The organism is Methylocystis sp. S23 (assembly GCF_054106005.1).
The window spans coordinates 2523784-2538980 of sequence record NZ_CM134185.1 but is presented as its reverse complement, the minus strand read 5'-3'; the positions used below and the strand labels follow the sequence as shown (position 1 = coordinate 2538980).

Genomic DNA, 15197 nt, shown 5'->3' with positions numbered 1-15197 from the left:
GCGAGCGGAGCGAAGCAATCCAGAGCCGCGATGGCGCCCCTGGATTGCTTGGGAGCTTACGCTCCTCGCAATGACGAGTAAGGCGGATGGAGGGCGACGCTTTGCTTGGCTTCGTCAAAAACGATCACAGACATCGCTCACCTTTTCCAGGAAACCCACCAGATCATCCGTCACAAAATCGATATGCGGCTCATTGCCCTGCGCGATCTCCCAGGCCTCGCGCTCGACATTCTCCCCCGCGCCCGGCAGCACGAGCACGGTCGTCATGCCGTGACGATGCGGCACGACGAGATTGCGCGGAATATCCTCGAAGAGCGCCGCGCGTGCGGGCTCGACCTTCAGCCGCTCGAAGAAGCGCTCATAGGCCGCCGCCTCGGGCTTGGCGATGAAATCGGCGGCGATGATGTCGAAGACGTCCTCGAAGAGATGATCGATCCCGAGCTGCTTCGCCGTCTTGATCGCATGATGGCGCGAGCCATTGGTCAGGATCAGCTTGCGGCCGGGCAGCGCGGCGATCGCTTCGGCCAGCGAGTGATTATGTTCCAGCGAGGAGCGGTCGATGTCGTGCACATATTCAAGATAGGCATGCGCGTCGATCTCATGCTCGATCATCAGCCCGCGCAGCGTGGTGCCGTAGCGCAGATAATAATGCTTTTGCAGCGCGCGAAGCGAAATGGCGTCGAGGCCGAAGAGGCGCATCATGAACAGCGTTATGCGCGCGTCGATCTTGGGCCAGAGGTCGGCGGTCTGCGGATAGAGCGTGTTGTCGAGATCGAACACCCATGTGTCGATCTGGCGGAAGCGCGCGCTTAGCCCCCTCTCCCCGCTTGCGGGGAGAGGGTTGGGGTGAGGGGAAAGGCCTTTGGTCACGAACGCCGCTCAATCCCTCTTATGCTGCAACCAGCATCTGTCATCGTCGCCTCGCCCTCCCTAGCCCTCTCCCCGTTTTACGGGGAGAGGGAATAAGGCGCGCGCGCCTCCGCCTCACCGCGTGATCAGCGTGCCGGCGCCGTGGTCGGTCAGCAGCTCGATCAGCACGGCGTGCGGCAACTGTCCGTCGAGGATGACGACGCCCTCGACGCCGCGCTCAATGGCGTACATGCAGGTCTCGACCTTGGGGATCATGCCGCCGGTGATCGTCCCGTCGGCGATGAGGCCGGGGATCTCCGCGACCTTCAGCTCGCGGATCAGCTCCTTGTTCTTGTCCAGAACGCCCGGCACGTCGGTCAGGAACAAGAGGCGCTTGGCGCCGAGCGCGCCGGCGATGGCGCCCGCGAACGTATCGGCGTTGACGTTGAAGCTCGCGCCGCCGGGACCCTGCGCCACCGGCGCCAGCACCGGGATCAGCTCGCGGCCGAGCACCTGATCGAGCACGGTGGTGTCGACCTTGTCGGGCTCGCCCACATAGCCGAGATCGACGCCATCGGGGCGCTCGAGCTTCTTGGCGGTCAGCATGCGGCCGTCCTTGCCGGTGAGGCCGATGGCGCGGCCGCCCTCGGAATTTATGTAGCCGACGATCTGCTTGTTGATGGAGCCGGCGAGCACCATCTCGACGATGCCCATGGTCTCGCCGTCGGTGACGCGCAGCCCGTCGGCGAATCTCGATTCGACGCCGAGGCGCTTGAGCATGGAGCCGATCTGCGGCCCGCCGCCATGCACCACGACCGGGTTCACGCCGGACTGTTCGAGCAGCACCATGTCGCGCGAGAAATTGCGCGCCACCTCGTCGTCGCCCATGGCGTGGCCGCCATATTTCACCACGACGATGGCGTCGTCGTAGCGCAGCATATGCGGCAGCGCCTGCATGAGGATGCGGGCTTGGGCGAGCGCGCTTTCGGCGGTGTCGGTCATGGGAAATCCTTGCGGCGAGAGGCTCTTTCCACGCCCCCATGGCGAGGCGGCAGCCGCCGTCTCGAAGCGCGAGGGCGGCGCCGGCGCCTGCCTCGTCCGTGAGGCGCCGCTTATGGCGGCTCCTCGAGATGAAGCAGGCTTTGAGGGTCGCCTCACCTAGACCGGAGTTTCTGTCGCTTTCAAGCGTTTCGTTCGGCGAGCAGCCGCGCCACCGCCGCGCGCAGCGCCGGAATCCCCTCTCCCTTATGGGAGGAGGTGAAGATGATCTCGGGATAGGCCGCCGGGCGCTTCGCCAGAGCCTCCATCGTCGCCGCGGCGACGGAAGCGCGCTCGGCGGCCTTCAGCTCGTCATGCTTGGTCAGCACGACTTGGTAGGACACCGCCGACTGGTCGAGCAGATCGAACATCTCCTCGTCGACGGGCTTCACGCCGCGCCGACCGTCGATCAGCACGAAAACGCGGGCGAGCGAGGCGCGGCCCCTGAGATAATCGCGCATCAGCGCGCCCCAGTTCGCGACCTTCTCCTTGCCCACGGCCGCATAGCCGTAGCCGGGCATGTCGACGAGACGCAGCCTTTCGGGGCCCGGCTGACCGCCGAGAGCGAAAAAGTTGAGCTGCTGGGTGCGGCCGGGCGTGTGCGAGACGCGGGCGAGCGTCTTGCGGTTGGTCAGCGCGTTGAGGAGCGAGGATTTGCCGACATTGGAGCGGCCGGCGAAGGCGATTTCCGGCGGCCCGAGCGGCGGCAGGTCGCCGGCCTTGGCGCTCGCGAAGATGAATTCGCAGGGGCCGGCGAAAAGGCGCCGGCCGTCTTCGAGGAAGTCTGGCTCGGTCATGGCGATGCGATCGCCTCGAACGCACTCTCGGTCGCGCCCGTCATTGCGAGCGCAGCGAAGCAATCCAGAGCGCCAACATGGCTCTGAATTGCTTCGTCGCTACGCTCCTCGCAATGACGATCACGCCCGCGGCGATTATCGACCGTCACGCCAGCCCGAAGGACTTGCGGAGATTGTCCCAAAGCTCGAACTTCACGCCCGCGCGCTTCATGATGACGCCCTGCTGGATGATGGAGAGCAGATTGTTCCATGACCAGTAGATGATGAGGCCCGAGGCGAAGCTGCCCATGGTGAAGGTGAACATCACCGGCATCCAGGCGAACATGGTCTTCTGGATCTCGTCCGTCGGCTCCGGATTCATCTTCATCTGCAGCCACATGGTCACGCCCATGATGAGCGGCCAGACGCCGAGCGCCAGATAGGGGCCGAAAAAGGCGACATGGGTCGGATCGAAAGGCAGAAGGCCGAAAAGATTGAAGACGTTGGTCGGGTCCGGAGCCGAAAGGTCCTTGATCCAGCCGAAGAAGGGCGCGTGGCGCATTTCGATCGTGACCACGAGCACCTTGTAGAGCGAGAAGAAGACCGGAATCTGCAGCAGCACCGGCAGGCATCCGCTCGCGGGATTGACCTTCTCGCGCTTGTAGAGCTCCATCTGCGCCATGTTGAAGGCGTGCTTGTCGTCGCCGTATTTTTCCTTCAGCTCTTTGATTTTGGGCTGAATCTCCTTCATCTTGGCGATCGACTGATAGCTCTTGTTGGCGAGCGGCAGGAAGGCGAGCTTCACGATGACCGTGACCGCCAGAATGGCGACGCCGAAATTGCCGAAGAGCTTGTAGAGAAAGTCGATCAGCTTGAACATCGGCTGGGTGATGAAATAGAACCAGCCCCAGTCGATGAGATAGCCGAAGCGCTTCAGGCCCGGATTGGCGGCATAGGCGTTGAGCAGATCGACTTCCTTGGCGCCGGCGAAGACATAGGTTGTCGTCTCGGCCGTCGCGCCGGGCTCGACGGTCCTGGGCTCGCTGACCGTGTCGGCCTGATAGGTCTTGGTCGCGCCGCCCATGGCGATGTAGCGCGCCTCGAAAGCCGCGTTCTGCTCCGGCGCGACGACGGCGCCCCAATATTTGTCGGTGAAGCCGACCCAGCCGCCGACCCCCTTGAAGGTCTTGGTGAAGTTCGGCTCCTTCTCGATCTTGTCGTAGGTCACTTCCTGGCTGACGTCGCCGATCGTGCCGACAAAGCCTTCATGCAGGGCGGCGTAGCCCGCCGACGGCGGATGGCCGACGCGCGTCACGCGCGAGAAGGTGTAGAGCGCCGCCGGCCTGCCGGACTTGTTCTCGACGCTCTCCTTGATCGTGAAGAGATATTCGTCGTCGACCGAGATTGCCCGCTTGAAGACGAGGCCCTGGCCGTTGTCCCAGCTCAGCGTCACCGGCTTGCCGGGCGTGAGCTTGTCGGAATCCGCCGTCCAGAGCGTCTCGGTCGTCGGCAGCGCGGGGGCGTTCTCGGTCTCGCCGGTCAGATAGCCGAGCTCGGCGTAATAGGCGTCCGGCGCATTCTCCGGCGAAAGGAGCGTGATGATCGGGCTCGTCGGATCGACCGTCTGGCGATAATTCTTGAGCGAGACATCGTCGATGCGGCCGCCCTTGAGCGCGATCGAGCCGGCGAGGGAGCGCGTGTCGATCGTGACGCGCGGGCTCTGCGCCAGCGCCTCGGCGCGGGTGAGCGCGACCGGCTTCGCCGCCGCCGGCGCCCCCGCCTGATCGGGCGCGCCAAGCTTCGGAATCTTCGCCATGCGCTGCTGCTCGACCTGCGCCTGTCTCTGCCGCTCCATCTCTGGAAAAGCGTAAAAATAGTCCCACAGCCCGATGAAGATCAGCGACAGCGCCGCGGCCATGAGCATGTTTTTTGTATTTTCATTCATGACGCAGCAGGCCTGTCTTGTTGTTTGCGCCGGGAATTCGCGGCGTGGCGCTCGTCGAGCCGCGCGAAGCCTTCGGCCATTTGAGTGACGATGTCGGCGAAAGGCGCGTTGAGCGCCCCCCGCCGGGCGACAAACACGTAGTCGCGGCCGGGCCGCGCGCCAAGGCCTCCGCTGAGCCGGAGCGCCTCTTTCAAGCGCCGCCGGATGCGGTTCCGCCCGACGGCCCCCGCGACCTTCTTGGTGACGGTGAAGCCGAAACGGGCGTCGGCCGTCTCGGCCGCGTCCCCGGGCGCGCGCGCCGCCATTTGGAGGGTGAACAGGCGCGCCGAAAATCGCGCGCCGGCCTTCGACGCGCGCATGAAGTCCTGACGCCGGCGCAGGCGCGCCAGCTTCTTATTGGCCTTCGGCTGTTCGGCGGGGGCGTCCATCGTCATGGGGGCGTCCGCCTTTTCCGTCGATTCGCCGGGGAGACCGCCTCAGGCCGAAAGGCGCTTGCGGCCGCGGGCGCGGCGCGCCGCGATCACGTTGCGGCCGCCGACCGTGGCCATGCGGGCGCGGAAGCCGTGACGGCGCTTGCGCACGATTTTCGAGGGCTGATAAGTTCTTTTCACCGTTCTTCTCCGCGCGCGAAGCGGACGCGAACGCCGCTATCGCTTCTCTTTTCAATTATTGGCCGCGGCTCGCGCCGGGGCCGGAAAGGGGACGGCGCCTCCGGCGTCCGGCAAACGGGCCGCCACAAAGCATTCGCCGCCCCTTTTGGAGCGGCGCCGATGGCAGGCATATAGGAGAAAGCCGCGGCTCAAGTCAATGTTATGGGACGGCGGTTTTCGGCCATAGGGCGGATGAAAAACGCCTCTCGCATCCCTTTATCCGCCATCGCCTCGGCGCAAAGCTCTGGCGAGCGGTCCATCCTTAAGCGCCGCGAGCCCATTCCGGCGATTGGTCGCTCCGCATCCGGCCAATCAAAGAGCCCGATCTGTAGTTGAGTCGCTTTATGTAATATTCCGACCATGGCGTCATCGCCGCGACCGCTGCGCCGACTTCCATAAAAACTGGAACACAGCGACCGTCGCGCCGAACACGTAGAACCCGCAGAGAAACGTCGCCACGCCGCCGAGGACATAGGACAGCCCCCAGGAGGCGTAGACCGAAATCTTCTCCGGCGCGGGCGCCGCGCTTTTCACGAACTGGTCGAATCTGGCGGAGACTTCCTTCGCCAACTCCGGCGCCGCCTGCACGATAATTTCGGGGCCATCGCCGATGATCGCCAGCTGTCCGGTCGCATAGCTCACGCCCTTGCGCCCCCTTCGCCGATTTTCGACGGTGTCGGCGTAATGAACTTCGTCCGTGATATCGACGCGCAGCCGCTTCACGTCATGAATGCGCGCCGTCCGCCACGGAACAAACGTCAGGACATATCTGTCCACCACAACGTCGATGGCGGCGCCGGATTTTTCGAACTCGATGGTCGATAGCGGAGCCATCAGCGTAATCACGATGGGAACGATCACGAAGACGACAATGGCGATGGCTTGCGTAATCGCGACGTCAGCAAAAGAGGGGCGTTTGCCGATTGATTTGAAATCGCCCATCCGAACCTTCTGAAAGCAGGGCCTCAACCGCCTGCGGCGTAAAGCGAAATCGCGGCGGCGGCTAGGGCGGTCGCCGTTCCCCTCACCGCTGCGACAGCTTCTCCACCGGCTGCGCGCCCCGCGAGCCAAGCACCACGACCCGCGCGCCGGGCTGGGCCTTGTCGTAGAGGTCGATTGCGTCCTGATTGATCATGCGGATGCAGCCTGAGGATTCGCTATGGCCGATGGTCCAGGGCTCATTGGTGCCGTGGATGCGGAACAGCGTGTCCTTGTCGCCCTGCCAGAGATACATGGCGCGTGCGCCGAGCGGGTTGCTCGGCCCGCCATGCATGCCCTCGCCGCTTTGCAGCTTCACCATCCTGGCCTTCAAATCGGGCCGGCGCTCGATCATCTCTTTCGGCGGATACCAATCGGGCCATTCCTGCTTGGTCTTGATCGTGGCGGCGCCCGTCCAGACGAAGCCCTCGCGGCCGACGCCGACGCCGTAGCGCGTCGCCCGGCCGCCGCCCTCGACGAAATAAAGGAAGTGGTTCGCCGGATCGACGACGACCGTCCCCGGCGGCTCATTGGTCGCGTAGGCCACGTTCTTGCGCAGAAATTGCGGGCTGATCTGGCTGAGCTTCACCGCCGGAACGATATGCTCGCCGTCCCGCATCTCCCCGTAGATCGCGCTATGTCTGGGCTCCACCGCGTCCGGGCCGAGCGACGCGCTTCTTCTGGACGGGGGCTCGAGCGGCAGCGTCTCGACCGGCGCGCGCTCGATGACCGAATCCGGCGCGGGCTCGACGAGCGGCGGCGGCGCGATGGCCTCCCGCTCCGGCGGCGCGGCGAAGGCCACGACATTCTGGACGGCGCTCTGAGTCGTGTTGCATCCGGCGAGGCCGGCGGCGACGAAGGCCAGAGCCAGCAGCTCGCGGCGAGTGCGAAAATCCATGTTCAACCCGTCTTCGCGAAAGGAGCCGCTTTCCTTTTTACGGGAAAACCGGGCGCTCGGATACAGGCTAGGGGGGCGCCAAGGAGCGATCGGGTGAAAGACAGGGTCGGACGACTGGCGCCCCATACCTCCCTTTTACGAGGAGGTCGGCGGCTGCAAGCCGACGGGTGGGGTTCGCGCCGCCAGGACGTTGGTGGGGCTTTACCCCGCCCGACCCCGCCAAAGGGCAAGGGAGTCACACCTCTCCAGGAGGCCGTCATGGCCGGGACAAGCCCGGCCATGACGGCGTCGGCGACTTTCGAGATGTGTGCATGCGGTAGCCGTAAAGGGGAGGGATTCGCTCACACCAGCGTTCACCCGATCGCCCTGAGGGTCGCCACGCCCAGCCTTTCGACGGCCATGCCGGGGGCGCGGGACAATCATCGCGAACTTGACTAACTAGACGACCGGTCTAATAATTACCTCATGTCCAATCGCAGCCCGACCGACGAAACCAGAAAGCGCCTGCTCGATCACGGCGTCGCCCTCATGCTGCAGGGGGGATATCATGGCACCGGCCTCGCCGACGTGCTGAAGGCGGCGAATGTGCCGAAGGGGTCCTTCTACTATTATTTCGAGAACAAGGAGGCCTTCGGGGCCGAGGCCGTCGCGCATTACCTCGCCCCTTTCCTCCGCCGCCTCGGCGACAGGCTCGCCGAGCCCGGCAAGAACGGGATGGAGGCCATCGCCGCCTATTTTCGCGATCTCGCGCGGGAGCTCGAGGCCAACGACTTCAAGGGCGGGTGCCTCCTCGGCAATCTCATGGGCGAGATCGGCGATACGAGCCCAGCCGCCCGGGAGGCCCTCAAAAAGGCCGTCGACCGCTACCGCGACCTTCTCGCCAGGGGACTGGCCCGCGGCCAGTCGGAAGGCGCCGTCCGCAAGGACCGCGAGGCCCGAGCCATGGCGGACCTCCTCGTCGACGGCTGGCAGGGCGCCATGCTGCGCATGAAGATCGAGCGCTCGGCCGCGCCCCTGCACGCCTTCATCGAGGAGACGCTGCTCTTCTATTGCCGCGCGTGAGCCTCCCAGCCCGGCGCGCGCTAGTTCCCCTGAGAGGAGAAGCAGATGAGGTGATCCGACCCGCTTTCGCACGACCAGAAACTAGACGACCGGTCTAATTCATAAGCTTGAGGGAAACGCCATGAGAAAAACAGCCGCATTGATCTGCGCCGTCGCCGCGCTCGCCGGGTCCCCCGCCAGGGCCGAGATTCTCGCCGCGCTGAATTACGAGACGAAAGCGGGCGTGTCGCCGCGCCGCGAGGGGATCGCCATCATCGACATCGACCCCGCCTCGCCGAACTTCAACAAGATCGTCAAGGACGCGCCGCTGCCCGCCGATTTCGTGGCGCATCACATCTATTTCAACCGCGACCAGACAAAAGCCTATGTCACCTCGCTCGGCCGCGGCGCCATCGCGGTCTTCGACATGGCGCGCCTGCCGGAGAACGCCGAGATCGTCCCCGTCCCCGACTGCAAGGTCGGCGAGGACATGGTCTTTACCGGCGACCGCAAGCGCTGGTTCCTGAGCTGCATGGGATCGAGCAACGTCATTATCGGCGACGCCGAAACCAACCGGACGATCGGCGTCATCGCCGCGCCCGAGCCGAAGCCCGGCGAGCCGGCGCGGCCTTTCATCAAGAACCCGCATGGGCTGACGCTCAATGAGAGCCTCGATCTTCTGATCGCGACCAGCACGGTGGACCCGGCCGACTTCTCGAAGGCGGGCGACACCATCACCCTTATCGAGGCCTCGACCGGCAAGCTTCTCGCGACCCACCGCCTCTCCGAAAAGCCCGCCCCCGCCGCCGAGGCGCCGGTGGAGACGGCGTTCGTCCCCAAGCGCGCGCCGCAGACCGTCTTCGTCACCAATATGCATGGCGGGACGCTCTGGGCCGGCGCGTGGCGGGACTCGGAAAAGACTTTCGACTTCAGGCGCGCCTATGATTTCGCCGCCATCGGCCAAAGCGTGCCGCTCGAAATGGAGTTCGACGCGGCGGGAGATCGGCTCTATGTCACGACGGCGAAACCCGGCGCGCTCAACATTTTCGACATTGCCGACCTCTCCGCGCCGAAACTCGTCGCCAGCATTCCGACGGCCGAGGGCGCCCATCACTTCGTCTTCTCGCCCGACCGCCGCTACGCCTTCGTGCAGAACAGCCTGCTGAATCTCCCGGGCATGAGCGACGGCTCCGTGACGGTCGTCGATCTGGAATCGAACAAGCCCGCCGGCAAGATCGACGTGCTGCAAAAGGCCGGCTTCAACCCCAATTGCATTATCCTTCTGCCCAAATGGCGGGCGGACGAGAATTGAGCTCCGGACGCGGGTCCTGCGCTCCGGCCCGGCGTTTCGACGCCGCGCCGGAGCGCGTTCGATATTTGCCCGAATTGCAAATTTTTGCCTTTGCGCCCCGGAGTCGCAAGAGCGTATAGATTAGGAAAGGCGATTGATTCGCTTTGCAGACTCTCCGCCTGCGCGCTCGGTTGCGTCCCGCGTTCCCGCTCGGTCCCGAATTAAGACTTTGGGCTGCATTGCGGGCGCAAGTGAAAGTTTATTAACCAATTCCGCTTACCGTCGAAACTAGACGGGAAGAGTCGCGGGACCAGCAATGGTCGGCGCAGGATGCGAGCCGATGCGGCGCGCGTCGTCCTAGGATGATTCGATGGAGCTCGGTGGGGAACCAACATGCGCGTTTTATTGATCGAAGACGACAGCGCGACGGCTCAGAGCATCGAGCTCATGCTTAAATCCGAGAATTTCAACGTCTACACGACGGATCTCGGCGAGGAAGGCATCGACCTCGGCAAGCTTTATGACTACGACATCATCCTTCTCGATCTGAACCTCCCCGACATGTCCGGCTATGAAGTTCTTCGCACCCTGCGCGTCGCGAAGGTGAAGACGCCGATTCTGATCCTCTCCGGGCTCGCCGGCATCGAGGACAAGGTGAAGGGTCTCGGCTTCGGCGCCGACGACTATCTCACCAAGCCTTTCCACAAGGACGAGCTCGTCGCCCGCATCCACGCCATCGTCCGCCGCTCCAAGGGCCATGCGCAGTCGGTCATCACCACGGGCGATCTCGTCGTCAATCTCGATCAGAAGACCGTCGAGGTGGGCGGCGTCCGCGTGCATCTGACCGGCAAGGAATATCAGATGCTCGAGCTGCTTTCGCTGCGCAAGGGCACGACGCTCACCAAGGAGATGTTCCTCAATCATCTCTATGGCGGCATGGACGAGCCGGAGCTCAAGATCATCGACGTCTTCATCTGCAAGCTGCGCAAGAAGCTCGCCAACGCCAGCGACGGCCGCAATTATATCGAGACGGTCTGGGGCCGCGGCTATGTGCTGCGCGAGCCCAACGAAGCCGACGAGCGCATCACGGCGTAAAGACTCTCAAATCCCTCGCCGCGAAAAAGGCCGCGTCCACGACGCGGCCTTTTCCTTTCGCCGCCCCCTCGTCAGTGCGAGCGCGGCGAAACAATTCAAAGCCTCATCCCCGCCCCTGGATTGCTTCGTCGCTTCGCTCCTCGCAATGACGGCCAGGCGTTCAGGCAAACGACAATTGCGGCGGGCGCTCGACATGGGCCAACACATCGCAGCCCCTCCCCCGTCATTGCGAGCGAAGCGAAGCAATCCAGAGCCTCATCCCGCCCCTGGATTGCTTCGTCGCTTCGCTCCTCGCAATGACGGCCAAGCGTTCAGGCAACGACAATTGCAGCGGGCGCCCGACATGGGCCAACACATCATAACCCTCCCCCGTCATTGCGAGCGAAGCGAAGCAATCCAGAGCCTCATCCCCGCCCCTGGATTGCTTCGTCGCTTCGCTCCTCGCAATGACGGACCGGCGTTCAGGCGAGCCGCAATTGCGGCGCGGCGTGGCGGCGCAGGCGCCAGGCGCCGTTGGGCGCGACCGGCGTGAAGAAGGCGTTGCGCTCGCTCATCGGCTCCGTCGCGCCGAGGAAGAGATAGCCGCCCTCCTTCAGCGCCCGGCTCAACCGCGCCAGCACTGCGCGCTTCGTCTCGGGCTCGAAATACATCAGCGCATTGCGGCAGAAGATGACGTCGAAGTCGCCGAGCTCGGCATAATCCGACAGCAGGTTGAAGTCGCGGAATTCGACGCGCGCGCAGATGCTCGTTGACGCGCCAACCTTCCTCCTCGCGGTGGAAATAGCGCAGAAGCCGGCTCGTCGAGAGGCCGCGCTGAACCTCGAACTGGCTGTAGCCGCCCTTGCGCGCCGCGTCGATCGCCGTCGCCGACAGATCGGTGGCCAGTCCCGGAAGAACTGGGTTTCGTTCGTCGTCATCGAGTCGATCACGTCCCGCGTCAACGCCGGGTTCTCCTGACGCTCGAAAGCGTCCGCGAGCGAGGCGAAATCGGCGAGGCCATGCGCACGCATGACGGGCGAGAGACGGCTTTCCGCGAGATATTGCTTGTCGGCGTCGAGCGCAATTCCGGTCAAGGCGGCGAGCTGACGGCGAAAACGGGCAAAGATGAAATTCATGCGCCCGCTCTCCTCGACGAAGAACGCAACGCATTGGCGGAGAAACGGGACCGCCGCGAGACGAACGACTGACGCATGCACAAACGCCTTCTCAACAACAGGGACGCAACTCGAAACGCGCCTTCCCTCGGCGATTGGCCTCAGACGAGGCCGATTTCCTCGAATTTCGAGCGCACGATGTTCTGATCGAACGGCTTCATGATATATTCGTCCGCGCCGGCGTGCATGGCGCGGGCAATATGGCCGACCTCGTTCTCGGTCGTGCAGAAGACGACCTTCGGCGCCGCGCCGCCCGGCATTCTGCGCAGCGCGCACAGGAATTCGAAGCCGTCCATCTCCGGCATGTTCCAGTCGAGCAGAATGGCGTCGGGCATGCCCTTCTCGCATTCGGCGAGCGCGGCCTTGCCATCCGGCGCTTCGCTCGTGCGGAAATGCAGGCCTTCGAGAATGCGGCGCGCCACCTTGCGGATCACGGCCGAGTCGTCGACGACAAGAACCTGTTTCATGGATTTACTCCTCTTCTTGCAATGATGGGTCTTCCATCTCGAAGCGCGGCTTCGCTCAGTTTCGCGACGCGGCGCGGCATGGCGCCGACGTCGAGAATGGACAAAAATCCGTCGTCGCGGCGATAGCGGCTTAAGAGCTTGGAGAATCGCCGATCGAGTCGGTCGACCGCGGCGAGAATCAGCGACGCCTGCGCCGGCGTCGCCGTGGCGCCGTCGCGCAGCCTGCCGATCAGCGTCTCGATCGCATGCGTGAGGCGCGCGACGCGCGGCAGGCCCAGAAAGCCGCTCGAGCCCTTGATCGTATGGATATGCCGGAAAAGGCGCGCAATAAGGGCGGGATCGGCTTGATCCTTCTCGAAGCGCAAAAGCGCCGCCGAGGTCGCGTCGATAGGCTCCGACGCCTCTCGCAAGAATTCTTTAAGCAGATCGTCCATGCCGCGTCCCTCGCCACAAAAGCGGCGACCGCGCGAATTATGAGCAAGATGGGTTAAAAGAAGCGAAATCCCATCTTACAGGCTTTAAGCTTGATGGCGCTTGGCGCGGCTCAGGCGACCGCGCTTTGCGGCTCGTCCGCCACGGCGCCGGCGGCCGCTTCGGCGGGCCTCGCCTCGATCGTCACCAGCTCCGGCTCGGCCGTCACGGTGACGTCGAGATCGCAGGCCTTGGCGACGAGGCCGGCGTAATAAGGCTGGATCGCGCGGGCGTCCATCGAGGCGTCCTCGGCCTCGCCGGCGAGCAGCGCCGGAATATTCGCGGCGATGCGGGCGTTGATTCCCTTCGCCTCGATCTTGAAGGCGACCTTGTCGTCCTCGCCCGTCGAGGAGACGGAGATCGCGCCGCCGCGCGGAATCGTGGCGTCCGCAAGCAGGCAGAGATTGAGCAGCAGCTTCACCTTGTTCTTCGACATCAGCACGCGCGGCACGCTCCAATTGAGCTGCGTGCGCTCGTCGGCGAGAAGCTGGCGGGTGACGAGCTCCGCGTCGCCCGTGTCGATGGAGGCGCCTTTGCTGCCGGCGGCGCCGAAGGCGAGGCGGCAAAATTGCAGACGGGCCGAGGCCTCGTTGGCGCTGGACTTGATGAGCGCCAGCGCATGGCCGCGCATTTCCGCGTCCTTCTCCTCCTCCAGCACCTCCAGGCCGTTGACGATCGCGCCGACGGGAGAGATGACGTCATGGCAGACCCGCGACGACAGCAGGGCCGCGAGATCGAGAGCGTCGAGCGAGAACTGGGTCATGAGACAATCCCGGTGGCGCGCGAGGGGCGCGATCTGGTTAGAAGGCGCGTCGGAGTTTTTCGCTATTCAACGCGAGCCCGCGGACGCGTCATGCGAATCACTGCATTCCGTCTCCGCGAAAAGTAACCGCGGCCGCGCGGATTGCAAATTGTGCGGCCGCTGGTCGTAAACAAAGCCTAAAGGACGGATCGATGAACGCTCGCCAAGCTTCGCCGTTACATGCGGGCTCCGACCGCCGGAGCCTTGCGCGACTTTTCGGCGACCTCGTCGTCGGCGCGGGCGCTTTGGCGATGGAGACGCTGGAGCGGCCGCAGATCGCGTCCCAGCTCAAGAACGACAAGTCGCCCGTCACCGAAGCGGACGAGCGCGTGGAGGAATATTTGTTCGAGGCGCTGGCGCGCGCTCTTCCCGGCGTGCCGATCATCGCCGAAGAGGCGGCGGCGCGCGGCGAGACCGCGCAACATGGCGAGGCCTTTCTGCTCATCGACCCGATCGACGGCACGCGGGAGTTTCTCGCGCGCAGTCCCGAATTCACCGTCAATCTCGCGCTCGTCATCGGCGAGACGCCGGTCGTCGGGGCGATCTCGGCGCCCGCAATGGGCCGCGCCTGGTTCGCCGGCGGCGAGAGCTTCATGGCGGATGCGCGGCCTGGCGGCGTCCTTCCCGCGCCGCAGGACTGGCGCGCGCTGCGCACGCGCAAGGCTCCCGCGCGGGGCATGACCGCGCTCGTCTCCAAATCCCATCTCGATCCCGAGACCTCCGCCTTCGTCGCGCGGCTTGACATCGTCGATCGCATCTCCGCCGGATCGTCGCTCAAATTCTGCGCGGTGGCGGAAGGCCGCGCCGACGTCTATCCGCGCTTCGGACCGACCATGGAGTGGGACACGGCGGCGGGCGACGCCATTCTGCGCGCGGCGGGCGGCGCCGTGCTCGATCCCGCCGGCGCGGCGTTCCGCTACAACAAGGCCGCGCAACATTACAAGAATGGCGCGTTCATCGCCTGGGGCGACCCGGCGTCGGCAACGCTTTCTTAACGACGCCGCGCGACTCTTACGCAAGATGCTAACGCCGCCGCAACCATGACGCGGCGGCGCCGCCCGGCGGCCGCAATCGCGGCCGAAGCGTGAAAGCGTCAGTTTGCGTTTTGGAGTTCGTGCGATCATGAGCGCTCCGCATCTTTCTTCCCGTCGCGATCTCATCCGACTCGCGGCCGCCGCGGCCGCCAGCGTCGCCCTGCCCGGCGCCGCGCGCGCGTCGCGCCCGGAGACCTATTCGAGCGGCGAGATTGTCGAGAACGGCCATCGCTTCTTCGGCTCCATCTCGCGCGGGCTCGCGGAAGGATTGGAAAAAGCCAACAAGCAATGGGGCCGCCCCAACGCCTATATTCTGGGCCAGGAGGCGGGTGGCGCCTTTGTCGGCGGCCTGCGCTATGGCGAAGGCGCGATGTTCACGCGCAACGCCGGACAGAAGCGCGTCTTCTGGCAGGGCCCCTCGATCGGCCTCGACGCCGGCGCGGACGGCGCCCGCACCATGATGCTCGTCTATAACCTGCCCGAGGTCGAGGCGATCTATCGCCGCTTCGCGGGCGTCAACGGCTCCGCCTATCTCGTCGGCGGCCTCGGCTTCACCGCGCTGAACAATGAGGAGGTCGTGGTGATGCCCGTGCGCGCGGGCCTCGGCGCCCGGCTCGGCCTCGCGCTCGGCTATCTGAAGTTCACGCCGGATTCGACGTGGAATCCGTTCTGACGGGCGCGCGCGCGGCGCGGGCGGCTTTTTGATTT

Annotated in this window: 17 protein-coding genes; 5 read left to right on the top strand and 12 right to left on the bottom strand. The window is 64.7% G+C overall.

Annotation, left to right across the window (positions count from 1 at the left end):
• Nucleotides 1–114: 114 nt before the first annotated feature.
• The 8 genes from ACV7JP_RS12480 to ACV7JP_RS12445 all read right to left on the bottom strand — a co-directional run bounded on the left by ACV7JP_RS12480 (nt 115) and on the right by ACV7JP_RS12445 (nt 7134).
• Nucleotides 115–792, bottom strand: a complete 678-nt coding sequence (locus tag ACV7JP_RS12480) for a pyrimidine 5'-nucleotidase (protein ID WP_457799079.1) — start codon at nt 790–792, stop codon at nt 115–117.
• 192 nt (nt 793–984) lie between these two features.
• On the bottom strand, nt 985–1851 hold the full coding sequence (argB, locus tag ACV7JP_RS12475) for an acetylglutamate kinase (RefSeq protein ID WP_457795998.1): 867 nt from the start codon (nt 1849–1851) through the stop codon (nt 985–987).
• Between the two features lie 179 nt (nt 1852–2030).
• Nucleotides 2031–2684 carry a ribosome biogenesis GTP-binding protein YihA/YsxC gene (gene yihA, locus ACV7JP_RS12470; protein ID WP_457795997.1) on the bottom strand — a complete coding sequence of 218 codons (654 nt, stop codon included), beginning with the start codon at nt 2682–2684 and terminating at the stop codon, nt 2031–2033.
• A 145-nt stretch (nt 2685–2829) separates the two neighbouring features.
• On the bottom strand, nt 2830–4608 hold the full coding sequence (gene yidC / locus ACV7JP_RS12465) for a membrane protein insertase YidC (protein WP_457795996.1): 1779 nt from the start codon (nt 4606–4608) through the stop codon (nt 2830–2832).
• A complete protein-coding gene (rnpA, locus tag ACV7JP_RS12460) occupies nt 4605–5042 on the bottom strand; it encodes a ribonuclease P protein component (protein WP_457795995.1) in 438 nt (145 codons plus the stop codon). Before rnpA ends, yidC begins: the two co-directional genes overlap by 4 nt.
• A gap of 42 nt (nt 5043–5084) precedes the next feature.
• On the bottom strand, nt 5085–5219 hold the full coding sequence (rpmH, locus tag ACV7JP_RS12455) for a 50S ribosomal protein L34 (RefSeq protein WP_116638084.1): 135 nt from the start codon (nt 5217–5219) through the stop codon (nt 5085–5087).
• Nucleotides 5220–5624: 405 nt separating this feature from the next.
• A complete protein-coding gene (locus ACV7JP_RS12450) occupies nt 5625–6200 on the bottom strand; it encodes a hypothetical protein (RefSeq protein WP_457795994.1) in 576 nt (191 codons plus the stop codon).
• A gap of 82 nt (nt 6201–6282) precedes the next feature.
• On the bottom strand, nt 6283–7134 hold the full coding sequence (locus ACV7JP_RS12445) for a L,D-transpeptidase (RefSeq protein ID WP_457795993.1): 852 nt from the start codon (nt 7132–7134) through the stop codon (nt 6283–6285).
• Between the two features lie 465 nt (nt 7135–7599).
• Between ACV7JP_RS12445 and ACV7JP_RS12440 the strand changes: the two genes are divergently transcribed.
• The 3 genes from ACV7JP_RS12440 to ctrA all read left to right on the top strand — a co-directional run bounded on the left by ACV7JP_RS12440 (nt 7600) and on the right by ctrA (nt 10561).
• Nucleotides 7600–8196 (top strand): TetR family transcriptional regulator C-terminal domain-containing protein, encoded by a 597-nt coding sequence (locus ACV7JP_RS12440; RefSeq protein ID WP_457795992.1) that lies wholly within the window; start codon nt 7600–7602, stop codon nt 8194–8196.
• Between the two features lie 121 nt (nt 8197–8317).
• Complete coding sequence (locus ACV7JP_RS12435; RefSeq protein WP_457795991.1) at nt 8318–9487, top strand: YncE family protein; 1170 nt, start codon at nt 8318–8320, stop codon at nt 9485–9487.
• A 372-nt stretch (nt 9488–9859) separates the two neighbouring features.
• The gene (gene ctrA / locus ACV7JP_RS12430; protein WP_016920268.1) at nt 9860–10561 is read left to right on the top strand and encodes a response regulator transcription factor CtrA; all 702 of its coding nucleotides are present in this window, start codon (nt 9860–9862) and stop codon (nt 10559–10561) included.
• A gap of 461 nt (nt 10562–11022) precedes the next feature.
• On the opposite strand, the gene ACV7JP_RS12425 is transcribed toward ctrA, so the two are convergent.
• The 4 genes from ACV7JP_RS12425 to chpT all read right to left on the bottom strand — a co-directional run bounded on the left by ACV7JP_RS12425 (nt 11023) and on the right by chpT (nt 13416).
• On the bottom strand, nt 11023–11676 hold the full coding sequence (locus tag ACV7JP_RS12425; RefSeq protein WP_457795990.1) for a CheR family methyltransferase: 654 nt from the start codon (nt 11674–11676) through the stop codon (nt 11023–11025).
• A gap of 140 nt (nt 11677–11816) precedes the next feature.
• Nucleotides 11817–12182 (bottom strand): response regulator, encoded by a 366-nt coding sequence (locus tag ACV7JP_RS12420; RefSeq protein WP_424361577.1) that lies wholly within the window; start codon nt 12180–12182, stop codon nt 11817–11819.
• Nucleotides 12179–12616, bottom strand: coding sequence for an Hpt domain-containing protein (locus ACV7JP_RS12415; RefSeq protein WP_457795989.1), 438 nt, complete (start codon nt 12614–12616; stop codon nt 12179–12181). Before ACV7JP_RS12415 ends, ACV7JP_RS12420 begins: the two co-directional genes overlap by 4 nt.
• Before the next feature lie 110 nt (nt 12617–12726).
• Entirely contained in the window at nt 12727–13416 is a 690-nt protein-coding gene (gene chpT / locus ACV7JP_RS12410; RefSeq protein ID WP_457795988.1) for a histidine phosphotransferase ChpT, read from the bottom strand.
• Nucleotides 13417–13607: 191 nt separating this feature from the next.
• Between chpT and cysQ the strand changes: the two genes are divergently transcribed.
• Together cysQ and ACV7JP_RS12400 are read left to right on the top strand one after the other, a co-directional pair.
• Nucleotides 13608–14450, top strand: a complete 843-nt coding sequence (cysQ, locus tag ACV7JP_RS12405; protein WP_457795987.1) for a 3'(2'),5'-bisphosphate nucleotidase CysQ — start codon at nt 13608–13610, stop codon at nt 14448–14450.
• Between the two features lie 127 nt (nt 14451–14577).
• Nucleotides 14578–15162, top strand: coding sequence for a DUF1134 domain-containing protein (locus tag ACV7JP_RS12400; protein WP_457795986.1), 585 nt, complete (start codon nt 14578–14580; stop codon nt 15160–15162).
• Nucleotides 15163–15197 lie beyond the last annotated feature (35 nt).

Bases quoted from the DNA above. Each gene is read 5' to 3' on its own strand.
- argB (WP_457795998.1), bottom strand. From the start codon at position 1,851: ATGACCGACACCGCCGAAAGCGCGCTCGCCCAAGCCCGCATCCTCATG.
- yihA (WP_457795997.1), bottom strand. From the start codon at position 2,684: ATGACCGAGCCAGACTTCCTCGAAGACGGCCGGCGCCTTTTCGCCGGC.
- yidC (WP_457795996.1), bottom strand. From the start codon at position 4,608: ATGAATGAAAATACAAAAAACATGCTCATGGCCGCGGCGCTGTCGCTG.
- rnpA (WP_457795995.1), bottom strand. From the start codon at position 5,042: ATGACGATGGACGCCCCCGCCGAACAGCCGAAGGCCAATAAGAAGCTG.
- ACV7JP_RS12450 (WP_457795994.1), bottom strand. From the start codon at position 6,200: ATGGGCGATTTCAAATCAATCGGCAAACGCCCCTCTTTTGCTGACGTC.
- ACV7JP_RS12445 (WP_457795993.1), bottom strand. From the start codon at position 7,134: ATGGATTTTCGCACTCGCCGCGAGCTGCTGGCTCTGGCCTTCGTCGCC.
- ACV7JP_RS12440 (WP_457795992.1), top strand. From the start codon at position 7,600: ATGTCCAATCGCAGCCCGACCGACGAAACCAGAAAGCGCCTGCTCGAT.
- ACV7JP_RS12435 (WP_457795991.1), top strand. From the start codon at position 8,318: ATGAGAAAAACAGCCGCATTGATCTGCGCCGTCGCCGCGCTCGCCGGG.
- ctrA (WP_016920268.1), top strand. From the start codon at position 9,860: ATGCGCGTTTTATTGATCGAAGACGACAGCGCGACGGCTCAGAGCATC.
- ACV7JP_RS12425 (WP_457795990.1), bottom strand. From the start codon at position 11,676: ATGAATTTCATCTTTGCCCGTTTTCGCCGTCAGCTCGCCGCCTTGACC.
- ACV7JP_RS12420 (WP_424361577.1), bottom strand. From the start codon at position 12,182: ATGAAACAGGTTCTTGTCGTCGACGACTCGGCCGTGATCCGCAAGGTG.
- ACV7JP_RS12415 (WP_457795989.1), bottom strand. From the start codon at position 12,616: ATGGACGATCTGCTTAAAGAATTCTTGCGAGAGGCGTCGGAGCCTATC.
- chpT (WP_457795988.1), bottom strand. From the start codon at position 13,416: ATGACCCAGTTCTCGCTCGACGCTCTCGATCTCGCGGCCCTGCTGTCG.
- cysQ (WP_457795987.1), top strand. From the start codon at position 13,608: ATGAACGCTCGCCAAGCTTCGCCGTTACATGCGGGCTCCGACCGCCGG.
- ACV7JP_RS12400 (WP_457795986.1), top strand. From the start codon at position 14,578: ATGAGCGCTCCGCATCTTTCTTCCCGTCGCGATCTCATCCGACTCGCG.